Here is a 15,417-nt window from a genome sequence, read left to right as displayed (position 1 = left end):
ATTTCCTGGTGGGATTATGGGTGACATTCATTTGTCGACTCCCATACCTCGACCATAGCAGTGCCCTACAACGACGACCATGGGAACGGTATGGGTATGAATTAGCCCATAAGAGGCTGACTCAAAAGGACCTCAGCAATATCTGTATCTTGCGAGCCGGCGCGTGAGGATGCGGATGTGGGCGATTGTGATCCATGCCTCGGCGGAGGCGATCGTTTTCTCCCAATCCTTGGCCAGTCTACGGCAACGACCGAGCCAGGCGAAGGTCCGTTCCACCACCCAGCGACGCGGCAGCACGGTGAAGCCCTCAGCCTTGTCGGAACGCCTGACGATTTCCATCGTCCACTGCCGAACTTCGCCAATCTCCCCTTCAGCTTGTCGCCCGCATAGCCGCCATCGGCGAAGACATGTCGGAGCCAGGGCCAGCGGTACCGGATTGACTTCAGGAGGCCGGATGCCCCATCTCGGTCCGGAATGTCCGCGCCATGCACCATCAGGCCGACCATCAGCCCCAGCGTGTCGACAATGATGTGGCGCTTGCGCCCCTTGATCTTCTTGCCCGCATCATAGCCCGCAATTCCTCCGCTTTCCGTGGTTTTCACGCTGTGGCTGTCGATCACGCCAGCAGACGGTGAGGCTTGCCGACCTTCCAGCTCTCCAGCTCGTGCGTCTCCATCACAAGACGATGGTTGATCCGGCCCCATAAACCCGTTGCCCGCCATTCGTAGAAATAGGCCTGAACTGTCGTAAACGGCGGAAAGTCTTTTGGCAGCATTCGCCACTGACAACCCGTCGAAGCAATATAAAGCAGCGCATTCACGACCTCGCGAAGATCGGTACGACGTGGCCTGCCCAAACGCCTTGGCCCAGGTAGGTAAGGCGAGATCAATCCCCATTCCCGGTCCGTCAGATCACTTGCATAACGACTCGCGCGTCGGGCATATTGCCGACGGGTGAAATCAGTCCAACCCATTGTGGTCTCCGTTCGTCCTAAGGAAACAAACAGAATCACAAATGACTGATTTCACTCAACTCTTTTTCGGTCAGGCTCTTAGAGGTGGGGCATGGATAGTATGTCTTGAAACCGCCCGGCGATCTCGTCATTGAGCCAGTCATCCACGAACCAGTCGGGACCCGGCTCAACGCCGATACGGCCACAGCGATGGCGTGCGGTGCGCTGAACTGCGCTGAGGCCGAACCGACGGCGTAGTAGATTACCTTGATCCCGAACCTGGCCTCGAAAGGCTCAATGATCCGTCCCGAATAATGGTTTCGTACGGCCCGCCATAGCTGTTGACGATGAGCGTTTCGGCGTGGCCGTTCGCAGCGAAAACCATTGTTACGATCGCGGGTGCGCACAGCGCAGTGTACCTCATGACAATCCCTTTTGTTGGTGTTGTCGGTTCGGTGACATTGCGCCCACCAGTCTTGCGATCTCGAATGTTGATTTCCCGGTATTGATACCGAAACCATATCAATCGTGTTGCATTCGCTAAGCTGGCGAATGCCGTGGCACGATGTGGCGGCGGTTGATGGTCGCGGGGCGACCCTTGATGGACAGGGCCGTATCGCGCTTTTCGCGTTCGGCCACAACCTTGCCCTTCGCGACGACACAAACCCGTTCGGCGCGCAGGCGCACCGCCTCGATGGGGTTGCCCGCATCGAGCACGACGAGGCTTGCGGATTTGCCCACAGCCAGACCGAGATGATCGAGGCCCATAATCTCGGCATTGATTTTGGTGACCATGTCGAAGCAGGTGCGCATGTCTGTGGGCGAGGACATCTGGGCGACGTGCAAGCCCATGAAGGCAACGTCGAGCATATCGGCTGTACCGAGGGAATACCAGGGATCGAGCACGCAATCCTGACCCCAGCCGGTGCGGATGCCGGCCTTTAGCATTTCCGGCACTCGCGTGAGGCCACGGCGCTTAGGGTAGGTGTCGTGGCGTCCCTGCAGCATGATGTTTATGAGTGGATTGGGGATCACTGAGATGTCGGCTTCCGCAATCAGCGGCAGCAGCTTCGAGACGTAGTAGTTGTCCATCGAATGCATCGATGTAAGGTGCGAGGCAGCCACCCGGCCTTGCAGGCCGAGCCTCTGGGTCTCATAGGCAAGCTGCTCGATATGGCGCGACAACGGGTCGTCGGTCTCGTCACAATGCAGGTCGACCATCAGGCCGCGCTTGACCGCGATCTCGCATAGTTCGGTAACGGAACGCGTGCCGTCGGACATGGTCCGCTCGAAATGCGGAATACCACCAACGATATCGACGCCCATGTCGAGGGCGCGGATGGTGTTTTCGCGCGCATTCGGCGAGCGATAGAACCCGTCCTGCGGGAAGGCGACAAGCTGGAGGTCGATATAGGGCGCGATCTCCTTCTTAACCTCCAGCAGCGCTTCCACCGCAAGAAGGCGGTCGTCGCAGGTATCGACATGCGTGCGGATGGCGAGGAGGCCCATCGAGACCGCCCAGTCGCAATAAGCCAACGCCCGCTGCTTGACGGCCGCGTGGGTTAGGAGCGGCTTGAGTTCGCCCCACAGCGCGATGCCTTCGAGCAGCGTACCCGAGGCATTGATACGTGGCAGGCCGTAGGACAGCGTTGCATCCATATGGAAATGCGGATCGACAAAGGGCTGACTGACGAGGTCGCCCGAGGCATCGACGACACGACCAGCCTCCGCATCGATGCGCGGCTCGATCGCGGCGATCCTATCGCCCTTGATGCCGACGTCGGCGACGTTTCCATCGGGCAGCGTGCCCCCTTTTATGATCAGGTCGAAGCTCATCTTTCGCCTTTCTGGTACGGGATCATCAAAGCTCTGGGATATGCAGCACGACGTGCGACCAGGATCAGCGCCAGGACCGACAGCGCATAGGGCATCATCAGGAAAACCTGATAGGGCACGATGCCGCCGGATATTTGCTGCAGACGAACCTGATAGGCATCGAAGGCTGCGAAGAGGATGGCGCCGATCAGCGCCTTACCTGGCCGCCAGGAGCCGAAGACGACCAGTGCGATACAAATCCAACCGCGTCCATTAATCATCTGGAAGAAGAACGAGTTGAAAGCCGAGGTGGTGAGAAAGGCGCCGCCGACCGCCATCAGCGCGCTACCAACGACGACAGCGCCCATGCGAATGCCAGTGACCGAAATGCCCTGCGCTTCGACCGCTGACGGATTTTCGCCTGCGGCACGAACGGCGAGACCGATGGGCGTGCGATAGAGGATCCAGGCAACGGCGGCGACCGATATGAATGCAAGATAGGTCAGTGGCGTCTGAGTAAACAGTGCCTCGCCAACGACCGGAATGCGGGACAGGCCCGGGATCGGCAGGGGCTGGAACGGCTCGATTTTGGGCGGCGACGTCACCTCGGGCAGCGCAAGACGATAGATGAAATAAGTAAGACTCGTGGCAAGCAGCGTAACACCGATGCCGACGACGTGTTGCGACAGGCCGAGTGGTATCGTGAGCGTAGCATGCAGCAGGCCGAACATGGCGCCGAAAAGGGCAGCGACCAGCAAGCCGGCCCAAAGATCGCCGCCAGAATATACGGTAAACCAGCCGGCGAAGGCGCCTGCCGTCATGATCCCCTCGATACCGAGGTTAAGAATGCCGGCGCGCTCGCAGATCAACTCGCCCATGGTCGCGAAGATCAGCGGGGATGCTATGCGGATTGCGGCAACCCAGAAAGAGGCGGTGAAGAGGATTTCGAGCGCGTCCATGTCACCTCCACCTGATCCGGAATCGCGTCAGAAGGATCGCGACAACCATCGTCAGTAGCGAGGTGGCGACCATGACGTCGGCTATGTAACTCGGTACCTTGGCCGCTCGGCTCATGGCATCGGCGCCGACGAAGATGCCGGCGACGAAAATGGCAGAGGCGATGACGCCGAGCGGATTCAGCATGGCCAGCATAGCGACGACGATGCCGGTGTAGCCGTAGCCCGGCGACAGGTCGAGCGTCAGGTTGCCTTTGAGCCCAGAGACTTCGGAAAAACCCGCGAGAGCGGCCAATCCCCCCGAAAGCAACGCCGTCTTCATCAGAGTGCGGTCGACCAGAATCCCAACAAAACGAGCGCCCTCGGGATTGAGGCCGACGGCGCGCATCTCGTAGCCGAGAACCGTCTTTTTCATAACGACCCAGATGAGGACGGCCGAAGCAAGGGCGATGACGAAGCCATAGTGCAGCCGCTTGCCCTGGATGAGGCGCGGCAGTTGCGCTTCGGCAATAACCTTCTGCGATTGCGGCCAGCCGAGCCCCATCGGATCCTTGAGCATACCTTCGAGGAGCATGGATACGAACAGCAGGACGATGAAGTTGAGCAGCAACGTGGTGACCACCTCGTCGACGCCGAAACGCGTCTTCAGCACGGCTGGGCCGAGCAGAAGCAATGCGCCTGCGGCCATGACGGCGACCATGATTACCGGGATGAGAACGACCGAAGGCAGGGGCAGTGCGCCGGTTCCCAGCGCCACGGTGACGACGCCACCGATGTAGAGTTGGGCTTCTGCGCCGATGTTCCAGAGTTTTGCCCGAAAGGCGACGGCGATCGCCAAACCCGTGAAGATCAGTGGCGTCGCCCGGGTCAAGGTCTCCAGGAAGGCGAACTGTGAGCCGGCGGCCCCCTTCGCCACAAGATAGAAGACGGACAGTGGGGAAGCGCCGGCGGCGAGAACCGGTATCGACGTCAGAACCAGCGTGGTGCCTATGGCCGCCAGCGGAAACAGTAAGGTGATCGCCAAGGACGGCGCGGGTTTCGGTTCAAGCCGCATGATCGCCGCGCTCCCCGCTGTGGCCTGCCATCAGTTCCCCCAGTTCCCGAATGCTGCGTTCGCCCCTTGCAGAGGACGTGGAAAGGCGCCCCTTGAACATAACGAAGATGCGGTCGGACAATGCCAGGACTTCCTCGAGATCTTCCGAAATGAGCAATATCGCGGCGCCCCGATCTCGCGCTGAGAGCAGCATGCGGTGAACATAGGCGACGGCGCCGACATCGAGGCCGCGTGTTGGCTGACTTGCTAGGATGACCGCCGGGTCGGCATCAAGGGCCCGGCCGAGGATGAGCTTCTGCATGTTGCCGCCTGAGAGTAGGCGTATGCGCGCTTCGGGCGAAGGGCATTTGACGTCGTAGTCGGCAATGAGTTTCTCGGCGAAGCGCCCGGCGGCTTTCCAATTCAGGAAGCCCATGCGGCTGAACCGAGGGCTTCGGTAGCGTTCGGCGATGACATTCTCCGTCACACTCATGTCGCCGATGCTGCCGACAGCGTGGCGGTCTTCCGGAATGCGGGCCACGCCATGGGCGAGCGCGGCGCGCGGCGACCAGTCGACGACTTCCTGCCCCGCAATGGAAATGCTGCCGCTGGTTGGACGCCGTATGCCGGCGATGAGGGCAGCAAGGACAGCCTGGCCATTGCCTGCAACGCCGGCAAGCCCGGTGATTTCTCCGGCTGTGAGCGTAAGCGACACCTTGTCGAGGCCCGCCCCGTTGTACGGCGTTGCGGAGACATGCTCGAGTGCCAGCAGCGGTGCTCCCCGTTTCTGCGGGCTGACCTTCGTTGGCTGGACCTCCTGGCCAACCATAAGAGCTGCCAGTTCTTTGCGATCGGTCGAACCTGTTTCGCGCTCACCGACGAGCTGGCCGGAACGCAGAACCAGCACACGATCGCTGACAGCCATCACTTCGTGTAATTTATGAGAGATAAAGATGATCGACAGGCCTTTGGCGACGAGCAGCTTAAGCGTCCGGAACAATGCCTCAGTCTCGGCGGGGGTTAAAACGGCCGTCGGCTCGTCCAGGATCAGGATGCGGGCTTCGCGATAAAGGGCTTTTAGGATCTCGACGCGCTGGCGCTCGCCGACCGAAAGGCGGGAGATGGTAGCCGCGGGATCGACGGCGAGGCCGAAATCAGCGGACAATTGCTCGATGCGCCGCCGCGCTGCGGCCCGGTCGAGCCGTAGGCGCCAAAGGCGCTGCGTGCCAAGCGCGATGTTTTCCTGCACCGTCATGTTGTCAGCAAGGGTGAAGTGCTGGTGGACCATGCCGATGCCGGCATCAATGGCAGCGCGCGGATCTCCTGGTGGAAGCGGCTTGCCAAAGGCCTCGACGGTTCCTTCGTCGGCGACGTAGTGGCCGAAGAGAATGTTCATCAGAGTCGTCTTGCCGGCACCATTCTCCCCGAGAAGCGCGATGACTTCGCCCTGCTTGAGGTCGAAGGAAATGGCGTCGTTCGCCCTGAGCGGGCCGAAGCGCTTGCTAATGCGGGAAAGACGAAGGGCGGGTTTGCTAGACACGTCGGCGACCGGAAGAGGAGTTGTGGGGGCTTCCTTTCCCGTCCAAGGAGAGAATGGTCGCTGTTGGCGAAGTGTAATTCCTCGCCCGGCACTGCAGACCACTTCTCCCATGAACGCGAGGAAGGAGGGCTAGGTCGACTTCGGCTCGGCGTCGTTGATCTCGACGGTAAACGAACCGTCCTTGATCATTTTTTCCTTTTCCGCGACCTTAGCTTTGATGGCGTCCGCAACCTTGCTGTCGAAGGTGCCGAGAGGCGCCAGCGAACAGCCGCCGTTCTTCATGAAGGAATAGATGCCGTAGTCGTCGGCCTTGAAAGTGCCGGCCTTCACTTCGCTGATCGCCTTTTCGAGCGTCGGTTCGAAATGCCACAGTGCGGAGGCGACAACGGTGTCCGGATAGTCCGCCTGGGTATCGATGACATTGCCGATGGCCAAGACCTTCTTCTCCTTGGCGGCGTCGGACACACCGAAACGTTCGGCATACAGCAGGTCCGCACCCCCATCGATCTGGGCGAATGCGGTCTCCTTGGCCTTGGGCGGATCGAACCATGAGCCGATGAAGGCGACCTGGAATTTGGTGTCCGGGGCCACTTCCTTCACGCCGGTCATGAATGCGTTCATCAGCCGGTTGACCTCCGGGATCGGATAACCTCCCACCATGCCGATGTTCTTGGACTTCGTCATTGCGCCAGCGACAAGGCCGGACAGATAGGATGCGTCTTGGATATAGTTGTCGAAAACCGAGAAGTTCGGTACGGCGGCATCGGGCTTGAAGCTCGAACCCATCAGGAAGGCGACATCCGGATAGTCTTTGGCTACGGCGCGGGCAGCATCCTCAACGCCGAAGACCTCGCCCAGGATCAACTTGTGACCTGCCTCGCAATACTCACGCATGACGCGCTCGTAATCGTTGTTCGCGGTATTTTCCGAATAGACATATTCGATGTCGCCGCGCTCCTTGGCTGCATTCGCCGCCTTGTGGATACGGCTGACCCACTGCTGCTCGACCGGAACGGTGTAGATGGCCGCGACCTTTATCGGATCCGCAGCGAGCAGACGGCTCGGCAGACCCGTGGCCGCCACCACGGCGGAGGCGCCGGCAGTCTTGATCAGGGTTCTTCTGGAAATGGCAAAATTGAAGGAATCGCTTTGCATTAAGTTCCCCTCTGATTGATTGCGCGTTTTGCGTGCGTCTTTTTTACCACTTGGTCAATGTAGGGGAAGTTGGAGGTTGCAGCAATTGGGTGTGGTACGCCATTCAACCGGATATGACGCAACTTCCGCGACAAGTTCTATGCAGTTTGGCGGGAGACATATCGCGTTCGAAACTGCCTAACAGGTCCATTCAACGCCACAACAAGTTAGAGGCTTCACTTGAAGACCGACTTTGAGCGCGGTTTCGAGCAACCAGTTTCCTGACTGCAACTGCGGCGAACAAGTTCCAGTCGGCAAAGCAAGTGCGAAGATGGTGCTGAAGTCGATCCGCTGTCGCTGTGTCCAAGGGCGTCTTTCGCTCTTCTCTTTCAATAGCGGAGATGGTCTAAGGTCGTGTCTGGGAGACTTTTGAAGGGGCCAAGAGCATGCGTTGTCCAGACGCGTGAGCAGTGGAGCCGGAAACTGGAGCTTCTATCCGGATAAAGAACCTGGGGGCGTGAATGTTTCTGATCGACCGTGAACTTGAGGCATTGACGGCCTTTCGGCGCGAGCTGCACCGGCGGCCGGAAGTCTCGGGCGAGGAGCGGGAGACGGCACAAACGATCCTCAAGGCTCTGGCCGAGACGAAGCCGGATGCGGTAATGACAGGCCTTGGCGGGCATGGGGTGGCGGCGATCTATCAGGGCCAAGAGCCGGGGCCGACGGTGATGGTGCGGGCCGAGCTTGACGGGCTGCCGATCGAGGAGATCTCCGAGATCGCGCATCGCTCGGAGATCAAGGGCAAGGGGCATCTCTGTGGCCATGACGGGCACATGACGATCCTGATGGCGCTGGCCAAAGCGCTTGGACGCGAGCGCCCGGTGAGGGGCCGCGCGATCCTGATGTTCCAGCCGGCGGAGGAGAACGGCGCGGGTGCTGCGGCCGTGCTTGCCGACCCGAAATTTGCTGACATCAGGCCGGACCTGGTCTTCTCGCTGCACAATTTCCCGGGATTAAGCTTTGGCCATGCGGCGCTACGCGGCGGACCGGTCAACTGCGCCTCGCGCGGCATGCGGATTTCGCTTTCCGGCAAGACGGCGCATGCCTCGACGCCGGAGGATGGCATTGCGCCGACCTTTGCTGTTGCCGCGCTGCTTTCCGGTCTGACGGCGCTCGGCAACAACGGGCCGCTCGACGAGACCTATACGCTTGTCACGGTGACGCATGCGCGGCTCGGCGAGGCTGCCTTCGGCATCAGCCCCGGCTATGCCGAGATCTGGGCGACGCTCAGGACACTGACCGACGAACGCATGGCCGACCTTGTTGCGCGCGCCGAGGCGCTGGTTGCCAGGGAGGCGGAGGCTGCCGGGCTGAAGGTGACGATCGGCTACGAGGACGTGTTCCACCAGTGCAGCAATGCGGAAGTCGCGGTCACTGCGCTTGAGCGGGCCATGGACGAGGAGGGCGTCAGCCACGACAAGGGCGAGGGCGTGCTGCCGATGAAGGGGTCGGAGGATTTCGGCCTCTTCGGACGCGTGGCGCCAGCGGCGATGTTCTTCCTCGGCGCCGGCGAGAACCATGCGCGGTTGCATAATCCGGACTATGACTTTCCTGATGAGCTGATCGGCATCGGCGCCAGGGTGTTCATGCGGGCGATCCGCAACGAACTGGGGTGAGGGCGGCGGGCGATCGCTTGCACGGCGGCTGTTGTGACGGCACGCTCTAACAATGTGCCGTTGCGGAGGAGAGCCGTTTCATGCCGCGTTCGGATTTGCGGTAGGAGGAACAGGGGATGAGGCAGTCCAGCATTCGTGAAGCGCTTTGCCTGGCGTTTGCCATCGCGGGGATGACCGCCGCTCACGCGGCGGATACTCCCGTTGCGAATGCCGTTCCCGAGCCGCGACAGACCGAGAATTCCAGCCTGCAGGACTTCATCAAGGCCAATCCGGATTGTGTGGAATTCACCGATCAATGCTCGCATTGCGCGGTCGTCAACGGTGTTGCCGAATGCTCGACGGCGGAGATCGCCTGCATCAAGCGAGAGAACCATTGCACCAGGCGTATCGCTAATTGATGCATCCTGCAAACAGGACGTCTATCAGACCTCGTCGTCGCTGACGAAGCCCTGAAGAGCGGCAACATAGACACTGCACAATGGGGCGCCGACGGCAGGGACGTCTCGGGCATGGTCAAGGGCGCCTTCGAGTGGCACGATCCCGAAGTTGATCGCGCCCTATACTTATTCCAACGCATGCTGAGTCGAGATGCAGGCATGTGGAAGCTAGGCTGAACCCAATTCCAATTCCGCCAGCCGCTCCTGACAGATCATCTCGACGAGCCGGTGGAGATGTTCAGTTCGCTCGAGAAGCCAGGCGAGCGCTTCTTCGGTGACCTCGAAGTGCTTCGAATAGCGTGCCTTCACATAGGCTTCGTTGAGAATGTTGTACCAGGCGGTAAAGCGATGCTGGTCCCGTGGCCAGGCCTCGACCAGTCGCTGATCACGATCCTCGGCGAGACCGCGGAGAAATTTGAGGTTGTGCGACGGCGGGCTGTAGTTGGTGAGGACCAAGAGAACCGCCGCGTACGATTGTTCGATCGCTTGGTGCAGTAGAAAAGCCGCTTCTTTGAGGTCATGTTCCCTGACGCAGAACGTTGCGGTCTTTAAGAAGACCCTCGCGTGAGGTATCCGGTCATCGAAATACTCCTTGGCAAATCGAAACGCATCAGCTGGGGAGAGTCGTTTCGGCTCGGCCAGAGGCCGGTCGTCGAGCTCGTAGAGCACGATGCCTTCGCGCAGGATATCGACGAAGAAATATTGTCCGTCCGCAAGGAAGTTGTTCACCTCCCGGGCACCGTGGGCGATCAGCCCCACCGGCGTTGAGACGCCCTTGTCCCACATCAGACGGTCGGTCGCCTTGTCCCAGTATTGCGGTTCTGCGAGCTTCTTCGAATTGACGATGACGAGGATATCGTAATCGGAGCGATAGCCCTTCATCGTGTGCGGTTCGTCAACAAAGGTGCCGCGGGCGTAGGAGCCGAAGAGGATGATCTTCAGGATCCGCCCGCGCTTCTTGAAGTCGGCCGAGCCACCCTCGAGCGCATCGGCAAACTCCTCGTGAATGATCTCCACAACGCGGGCAAGCTCGCGCTGCTTCTTCTCGGGAAGGTGTTCGAGGCTCGTTTTCATGTGCAACCGATAGGACAAAGACGATTCGCCGTCTACTGCAGGAATTCATGGGTTTCATGTTATTAAAAAATAACAGATTGATCTAATCTGGCGATTAATGGATGATCTGTGTCCTTGTAGAATGGCTTGCGCGGATGCAGAGGACAGGCGAATGGAACTCCGTCAAATGAGATGTTTTGCAACCCTGGCCGAGGAGTTGCATTTCGGTCGCGCCGCGGCCACGCTCTCCATGGCGCAGCCCGCCCTTAGCGTGCAGATACAAACGTTGGAAAAAGAGCTCGGCGTGCAGCTTCTCATCCGCTCTACGCGTCGTGTTCAACTAACCAAAGCCGGAGAAGTTTTTTACGAGCGGTGCGTCAGTGTTCTGCGGGAGATCGAAAACAGTTCCGCTGTCGTCCGGGCCGTTGCGGGCAAGAATGTCGATCGGATCACCATCGGAACCATATATCCCGCGACCTTCGGTGTCTTGCCGCTTTTTCTAAACAAGCTCGGCAAGCGATTTCCCGATATTCAGATTCACGTGAGCAGCGGTTCCACGGATGCAATCATCCGCGACCTGGAGAAGGGCCGTATCAACCTTGGCTTTATCCGGCCGGTCGAAAACATCGGATCGCTCCGTTGGCAGAGCATCGCCAACGAACGATATCTTCTGGCGGTGCCACTTGGCAGCCGGCTTGAGACGGCGGAAACCGTCACAATGAACGATCTGAAACAGGAGCGGATCATCTCTTTTTCCCGCTCGAATCTATCTTACACGGAAAAGTACTTCTTCGAGCAGTTCAGAAAATTTGGCCTTCTCGATCAGGTTGCCTGTAGTTGCGACGACACGCTCTCCTTGGTTTCGCTGGTCGCGGCCGGGATGGGTGTAGGTTTCGTGCCGGAATGGACCAGGGATTTGCCCCATCAGTCGTTCCACCTTCGGGAAGTGGAGGGGGTGGATTTCACGATCGGCATGGGGCTTGCCTGGAATAAAGAGGACCCTACCGCGAACCGTGAAGAGATCGTGGAAATTGCCCGCACGCTGGCAGCGGCATCAAGATCGCTTAAAGCTGTGGGCGACCATTCGGGAAGAAACAAAACCAAGCGCCGTCTGCCGGCGCATGGCGAGTAGATAGGTAGGTGGCAACGTAGGCCGCCAGAGTTTGGCGACGACGGTCCTTGAACCTTCAAGGCGAGTTGTGGCAAGCACAAACTCGCCGACTGCTTCCCAAAAGGTCCAGAATGTCGCTGGGCCGAGTATTGTTTCAGTAAGACGAGAGGGCAAAAAAAGGAGGAGAAGGTGAAGAGCTGGTTTCAGAAGCTAACCGATGTTTCCGCCGTGGCGCGCACCAAGGAGATGTTCAACGAAGCGCTCACCGAGCTCGCCGAAGAACTCGGCTTCGAGTATTACGCCTACCTTAATCTTCAACCAATCGGAACATTCGCCGTTTCGAATTATCATCCCGAATGGCAGGATTGGTACTTCTCCAAGAGCTTCAACGAGATCGATCCCGTAATCCAGATCGCCAGGGCCACGATGAAGGCGTTCACCTGGTCTTCCGAAAACTCAAGGGCTGTCAGATCGAGGCGCGTTCGGCAGTTTTATCTGGATGCTGCCGGTTTCGGCATTCGGTCGGGCATCACCATTCCGGTCGTGACTGCGTTCAGACGTATGGCAATGCTGACAATGGCCTCGCACAAGCCTTCCCTCTCACTGAAAGGGGATATCGATCCGGTAGCGGCCGCCATGGCGGTCGCCCAGCTTCATGTGCGGATTGAGCAAGCGAACATTGAACCTACAGCAAAACCGAGCATCGGCCTGACCGCTAGACAGGCGCTTATGCTCAAGTGGGCCTCCGAGGGCAAGTCCATGAGAGAAATCGCCGCCATCGAGAACATGAGCTACTGGAACGTCAACTTCCACATGAATAATGCGCGCAGGAAGCTCAATGCCTACTCGCTTCCGCAGGCGACGGCTCTGGCGACGAAGCTAAAGCTGATTTGAAGCCAAGCGGATCGCCGCCAAGCATCTGAAGTCGAAGTTTTGAGGAGTACAGATGAAACAGGCGGAGAACAAGCGCGCGGAACTTCTACGGGCGATTTCGCGTGAACGGCTTGAGGCGCTTGTGCTCGAACGCGCCGGGAGAGACGAGGGCTTTGCCCTTTGGCTCGATGCCAGATTCGCGGTTTCGGTGGCTGACGAGGCAAGCACGCTGCTCGATCCGGTGCCGTTTCGTCGTCGCGCCGAAGCGCTTTTCTCTTCGGCCGGTTCGGGGCGGCATCGGCACAGTTGGGGCGAGCGGGCCGCGGGTATCGATGAAGCGGCGCTCGAACAACTGATTGACGAGGCTGAGCTCTTTCTTGCCGCAGGGCGCGGCGTCCATGCATTGACGATCTTGAAGCCCGTGGCCTCGGGGCTGGCCGCATATTGCCCGGAAAACGCCGATTGGGATGAAACCCTGCACGAGTTCTTTCCCCGGCTTGATCAATTGATCGCTCAAGCCGCCCTCATGGATGGTGTCTCACAGGAGGCGCGTGATGACCTCGCCGATGAATTGGCCGACTGGGAGGGCGAACTTGCAGAATTCGGCGCCGACGATGCCTTTGCTACTGCCATTGCAGCTTGCATGCAGGGCTGGGACGAGCCAGGCCTTCAGGCGACGCTCGCAGGGCTTGGGCAGAGCTGGCCGCTTGCGGGAGGCAGTGATCCGCTCGATGACGATCTGACGCGGGCCCGACTTGCCGCGCTCGAAGCCATGGGGCGTGGTGAGCATTTTCTCAACCTTTCCCGTGCGGCGGGGTTCCATTGCGACCATGCTGTGAAGCTGGCGCAGACGGGCCGTGTCAATGAGGCGGTCGCGCTCGCCCATGTGCGCCTAACCACACATGGTGATCTCTTACGGCTGGCCGAGGCCGTCGCTGCTGTCGGCCAACTGGAGACTGCGATCGACATTGCCGCCTGGGGGCTGTCGCGAGATGGGCGCGGCGAAGGTGAAGAAAATTGGCGTGACAGAACAGGCAGGGCAATGCTGGCCCGCTGGCTGCGCGAGAAGGCACATGAGGCGGGCAACCGGGATATGATGTTCAAGGCAACGCAAGTAGCCTTCGAAGAAAGCCTCGCACTTGAAGATTTCCGCGTGGCCAAGAAACTCGTTGCTCCCTCGGATTGGCCGAAATTGCGCGAATTGCTGCTTGCGGCGCTGATGGCGGCACCTTACGCCTATGAGCGGATCGAAATCCTGCTCGATGAGGACTTAGTCGCCGAAGCCGTTGCTTGCATCAACCTGCAGGAAACGCGTTTCTTCAGTGCACGTGACCCTGCGCTGGCTCGGCTTGCTGAACGGGCATTGGCGGATCACCCCGATTGGGTGATTGTCCTTGCATGCCGCATGGCCGAACCGGTTATGTCTGAAGGAAGATCAAGCCGCTATGAGACGGCCGCGCTGTGGCTCGCGATTGCCGCACGCGCGCATAAGGTTTGCGGACGGTCCGGCCAGTGGCTTGCGCACCTTGATGGGCTCATCGAGCAGCACCGGCGCAAGCACAAGCTGCGACCGCTACTGGAAGGGCTGCGGCGTACCGCCAGGTGAAAGGCTAACCTCTTTGGGAATCTGCCTTCGTAAGTAAATAATGCGATACAGGCATTCGCCCGTCGGCCGTAGAAAAGCAGATCTGGATGACAGAATTGAAGTTCTTGGCCCCCCAAGCTAACGCCTTCTTGGCGGCCAAGAAACTGCTCGAAGTTGCCACGCCTTTCGAGTGTTCAGAAGCCAAGGCCAGCCCTGACTAGCTCAACGCCGCCGCCGTGTGCCGTTGTTAGTGTTGCAAAAAACTTACTACGTTCCAGGTTTTCGCTGCTCCGGGCTCAACCTTAGGCGATCGAAAACGTCCGGGCTGAACTCAAACTGCCTCGCAGTTCCTCGTCCCATCGAGTTCTTCACAATCGTTTCGGTCAATATGCCCCGCTCGATGAGAGGATCGATCGATTCCGCCACAGCATTGCGCGTCAGCCCGGTAATTTGGCTTATATTCGAAAGCGTTAGCTTCTCGTGGTTCTGATGCATCATATAGAGCACCGTCATCATCCCGACCTGCTTCAAACGCGATTGCGGCGTCTCTCCCTCAACCGGTTTGTCGAAAACTTCTTGCAGAGCGTAAGCCGAAAACAACTGGCTCTGCCAATGGGCATTAAGTGCGCTTGTCATTCTTTATACTGTCAGATATATGATTGTAAAACGCGTCGCGAAATTGCGCGCCTGTTAGGATTGCACACAATCGCGTCAGTGAAGGTGGTGGTCATGAACAAGTCTCTTGCACGGGCATTTGTCGCTGCAGCCAGTCTAGCGCCATCCTATCTTGTTTTCGACAGTAAAGCGCGAGCGGCTGAATGGGGTTGCCAGGTTATCCTGTGCCTTTCCAATCCGAGCGGTCCGACACAATATGCAGAGTGCCGGCCGCCAATCCACAAGCTCTGGCGCGCGCTTGCAAAAGGGCACTCCTTTCCCACGTGCAGCGGCGTTGGGTTCCAGACCTCGCGCCCTCGATACGACCCCTATTACTGCAATGACGGTTATCGCCTGGCAACGCGGTATGGAGACCACGGGCTCGAAGCGAGTTGTATCTCGACCACGCCACAGACTGTCTCGAACGCTGAATGCTACTCCAACGATGATCGGATGACCTCGTCGGCAGCGTGGCGGCGGAGAGACGGCCGTACGCAGTGCCAGCGCTATGTGACGACGCGACCGAACATCCGCCCGCAACCGCACTACATCGACGTGACCATCGACGGTGTTGGCAAGCAACGAGTGTGGTACTGAG

General features: G+C 59.2%; 13 protein-coding genes and 1 pseudogene. 6 read left to right on the top strand and 8 right to left on the bottom strand.

Annotated elements, in window-relative coordinates; translation table 11 throughout:
• Positions 1 to 132 precede the first annotated feature (132 nt).
• The 6 genes and pseudogenes from QM996_RS24635 to QM996_RS24610 form a co-directional block, all read right to left on the bottom strand.
• Positions 133 to 973 (bottom strand): annotated as a pseudogene (locus tag QM996_RS24635) (IS5 family transposase).
• Positions 974 to 1,492: 519 nt separating this feature from the next.
• Positions 1,493 to 2,788 (bottom strand): amidohydrolase family protein, encoded by a 1,296-nt coding sequence (locus QM996_RS24630; protein WP_334198638.1) that lies wholly within the window; start codon positions 2,786 to 2,788, stop codon positions 1,493 to 1,495.
• Positions 2,785 to 3,726: an ABC transporter permease gene (locus QM996_RS24625; protein WP_334198637.1), complete on the bottom strand. Its 942-nt coding sequence runs from the start codon at positions 3,724 to 3,726 to the stop codon at positions 2,785 to 2,787. The genes QM996_RS24630 and QM996_RS24625 overlap by 4 nt, the downstream gene beginning before the upstream one ends.
• Position 3,727: 1 nt before the next feature.
• Positions 3,728 to 4,777, bottom strand: a complete 1,050-nt coding sequence (locus QM996_RS24620; protein ID WP_334198636.1) for an ABC transporter permease — start codon at positions 4,775 to 4,777, stop codon at positions 3,728 to 3,730.
• Entirely contained in the window at positions 4,767 to 6,296 is a 1,530-nt protein-coding gene (locus QM996_RS24615; protein ID WP_334198635.1) for an ABC transporter ATP-binding protein, read from the bottom strand. The genes QM996_RS24620 and QM996_RS24615 overlap by 11 nt, the downstream gene beginning before the upstream one ends.
• Positions 6,297 to 6,425: 129 nt before the next feature.
• Entirely contained in the window at positions 6,426 to 7,451 is a 1,026-nt protein-coding gene (locus tag QM996_RS24610; RefSeq protein WP_334198634.1) for a BMP family protein, read from the bottom strand.
• A gap of 500 nt (positions 7,452 to 7,951) precedes the next feature.
• On the opposite strand from QM996_RS24610, the gene QM996_RS24605 reads away from it, so the two are divergent.
• Positions 7,952 to 9,106, top strand: a complete 1,155-nt coding sequence (locus tag QM996_RS24605) for an amidohydrolase (protein ID WP_334198633.1) — start codon at positions 7,952 to 7,954, stop codon at positions 9,104 to 9,106.
• Between the two features lie 116 nt (positions 9,107 to 9,222).
• Positions 9,223 to 9,504: a hypothetical protein gene (locus QM996_RS24600; RefSeq protein WP_334198632.1), complete on the top strand. Its 282-nt coding sequence runs from the start codon at positions 9,223 to 9,225 to the stop codon at positions 9,502 to 9,504.
• 207 nt (positions 9,505 to 9,711) lie between these two features.
• Here the strand turns inward: QM996_RS24600 and QM996_RS24595 are convergent, their stop codons facing one another.
• Positions 9,712 to 10,617: a nucleotidyltransferase and HEPN domain-containing protein gene (locus QM996_RS24595; protein ID WP_334198631.1), complete on the bottom strand. Its 906-nt coding sequence runs from the start codon at positions 10,615 to 10,617 to the stop codon at positions 9,712 to 9,714.
• Positions 10,618 to 10,768: 151 nt separating this feature from the next.
• Here QM996_RS24595 and QM996_RS24590 point away from each other — a divergent pair, with 151 nt between their 5' ends.
• The 3 genes from QM996_RS24590 to QM996_RS24580 all read left to right on the top strand — a co-directional run bounded on the left by QM996_RS24590 (position 10,769) and on the right by QM996_RS24580 (position 14,186).
• Entirely contained in the window at positions 10,769 to 11,728 is a 960-nt protein-coding gene (locus QM996_RS24590) for a LysR family transcriptional regulator (protein WP_334198630.1), read from the top strand.
• A 168-nt stretch (positions 11,729 to 11,896) separates the two neighbouring features.
• Entirely contained in the window at positions 11,897 to 12,601 is a 705-nt protein-coding gene (gene traR, locus QM996_RS24585) for an autoinducer-binding transcriptional regulator TraR (RefSeq protein ID WP_334198629.1), read from the top strand.
• Positions 12,602 to 12,722: 121 nt separating this feature from the next.
• The gene (locus tag QM996_RS24580; protein ID WP_500270498.1) at positions 12,723 to 14,186 is read left to right on the top strand and encodes a hypothetical protein; all 1,464 of its coding nucleotides are present in this window, start codon (positions 12,723 to 12,725) and stop codon (positions 14,184 to 14,186) included.
• A 246-nt stretch (positions 14,187 to 14,432) separates the two neighbouring features.
• Here QM996_RS24580 and QM996_RS24575 read toward each other — a convergent pair whose 3' ends face one another.
• Positions 14,433 to 14,801, bottom strand: a complete 369-nt coding sequence (locus tag QM996_RS24575) for a helix-turn-helix domain-containing protein (RefSeq protein WP_334198627.1) — start codon at positions 14,799 to 14,801, stop codon at positions 14,433 to 14,435.
• 93 nt (positions 14,802 to 14,894) lie between these two features.
• Here QM996_RS24575 and QM996_RS24570 point away from each other — a divergent pair, with 93 nt between their 5' ends.
• Positions 14,895 to 15,416: a hypothetical protein gene (locus tag QM996_RS24570; RefSeq protein ID WP_334198626.1), complete on the top strand. Its 522-nt coding sequence runs from the start codon at positions 14,895 to 14,897 to the stop codon at positions 15,414 to 15,416.
• Position 15,417: the final 1 nt, after the last annotated feature.

The sequence above is a fragment of the Sinorhizobium chiapasense genome (genome assembly GCF_045277575.1).
GTDB classification, from domain to species: domain Bacteria; phylum Pseudomonadota; class Alphaproteobacteria; order Rhizobiales; family Rhizobiaceae; genus Ensifer; species Ensifer chiapasense_A.
Note: the sequence above shows the minus strand (reverse complement) of the source record. Positions and strands in the feature narration are given on the sequence as shown.